The sequence below is a fragment of the Streptomyces sp. NRRL B-24572 genome (genome assembly GCF_002156145.1).
Taxonomy (GTDB): Bacteria; Actinomycetota; Actinomycetes; order Streptomycetales; family Streptomycetaceae; genus Streptomyces; species Streptomyces vietnamensis.
This window is the reverse complement of the sequence record NZ_MWIG01000215.1, coordinates 1-1,087: the sequence shown is the minus strand read 5'-3', so window position 1 is coordinate 1,087 and position 1,087 is coordinate 1. Positions and strand designations below refer to the sequence as shown.

The 1,087-nt window shown below is 68.9% G+C and carries 2 protein-coding genes; one reads left to right on the top strand and one right to left on the bottom strand.

The genetic code is table 11. The features are described from left to right. A partial coding sequence (locus tag CCN56_RS13585; protein WP_179199835.1) for a hypothetical protein occupies nt 1–266 on the bottom strand: 266 nt, incomplete at its 3' end. A 441-nt stretch (nt 267–707) separates the two neighbouring features. Between CCN56_RS13585 and CCN56_RS13580 the strand changes: the two genes are divergently transcribed. Next, a partial coding sequence (locus tag CCN56_RS13580) for a hypothetical protein (protein WP_143664514.1) occupies nt 708–1,087 on the top strand: 380 nt, incomplete at its 3' end.

Genomic DNA, 1,087 nt, shown 5'->3' with positions numbered 1-1,087 from the left:
GTGTTCCAGTGGGTCCAGCGGCCGAGCGTCTCGCGGCGATAGAACAGCGCGGGCACGATGCCCGAGCTGGACGGTGGGAGCGGCAGCGGGTCCATGTCCAGGTCGTAGGCGGCCCGAGCGAGCTGTCGGTTCCCGAACTCTCCCCAGCCCAGGGCCTCCTGCAGGAAAACCAGGTCCGGACGCCCGGTGCTCAGGATCCGCTCGGCGAGGGCCGGCCACCGGTCCTCCGGATCACCGTTGCCGTTACGCAGCCCTCCGAGCCCCAAGTTCTGAACGACAGTCCGTAGTTCCATCAGTCCCCCTGGACATAAGCAGCAAGAACGCGGCGCGACCCTACCCAGCGCGCCCTGGCAGTACGCGTCGCAGGCTCGATCCATGCCAGGCTGTTGTCGGGACAAGTCCGATGATTCGATCTAGGTCCGATTGCGAACGTTCGGGTGACACCTCGGCGCGTCGCCACAGGGGTCAGAGCCCGCTCCCGGTCGGTGTGATCGGATTCGGAGTCGTGGGCCCGGCGGGGTCCCTGCCCTGTGCTCGACCCGACATCGAGCACGCCGTGGAGAAGCCAACTCGGCCGGCACCGCTGCGTGGTCCGCATGTTCCTCGTGGCTCTCCGCCGCGCGTGCTGTGTCGGGACGGCTCCGCGGTGTTGAGGAGCTTCGAGTTATGAAGGCAACCGCCGTCGAACGCCGGGCNNCGCCGACCAGATGCTGCTGGAGGCCCGGGTGATGGCCGCACTGGCCTGGCGCCGAATCGCGACTGTGCACCCATGGGGCATCGAATATGTCGACCCGCGCTCCGACCGCCTCCTGATCCGATTCGAGGTCGACCTGGCCGAGCGGCGCGACCCGCAGGAGTCCCAGGCCCTGGACCTGGCCGAGGCGCTACTGCCGCGCGCCGACGAGTACGGCGACATCAAGGGAGTTCCGGGGGCCCGTACCCACATCGAGGACGGTCAGGTGGTGTTGCGCGTGCCGGACACGTCCGCCTCCGTCACTCTGCTCGGTCTGGACCCAGACGAGTGGCTGCGCGCGGTCGACGTCCAGGACCGGCGGCTGGGCGCCTACGGCATGACGCTCTGCCACCG